Origin of the sequence: Macrococcus sp. DPC7161, from assembly GCF_004117835.1 — a bacterium.
Taxonomy (GTDB): Bacteria; Bacillota; Bacilli; order Staphylococcales; family Staphylococcaceae; genus SDSC01.
This window is the reverse complement of record NZ_SDSC01000047.1, coordinates 1-416: the sequence shown is the minus strand read 5'-3', so window position 1 is coordinate 416 and position 416 is coordinate 1. Positions and strand designations below refer to the sequence as shown.

The following is a 416-nucleotide window of genomic DNA, read 5'->3' as shown; positions in this document are numbered from 1 at the left end:
GTGTTCATGCTCGCTGTCGTGCCAGTCCGGTGCCGGTTGCTCGGTGATCGAGCTGACCGAGTCGGTGGTCTTGTCACCATGCAGTTCGCGGGTGCGCTTGAGCAGCGCCAGGGCGAAGATGAACAGGCTGAAACCGATGACGATGGCGGTTAGCACCAGCGCCTGCGGCAACGGGTTGGCGGTGCTGACTGTGTTGCCAGCCTCGACGAATGCCGGGCGTTCGCCGAAGAAGCGCCCAGCGGTGAGAACCCCCAGGTTAATTGCATTACCCAGGACCACCACGCCCAGCACGACGCGCTTGAGTTTGCGATCCAGGAGCATCCACAGGCCCAGACCCGCCAGGCTTCCGGTAGTGATTGCGGCTAGCCATTCCATTACTGGCGAACTCCCGTGAGCTTGTCGATCATGTGCAGGGC

At 62.3% G+C, this 416-nt stretch carries 1 protein-coding gene; it reads right to left on the bottom strand.

Annotated elements, in window-relative coordinates:
• Positions 1 to 375, bottom strand: a 375-nt coding sequence (locus ER639_RS12035) for a sodium:proton antiporter (protein WP_129065979.1), incomplete at its 3' end; no start/stop codon positions are given.
• Between the last annotated feature and the right edge of the window lie 41 nt (positions 376 to 416).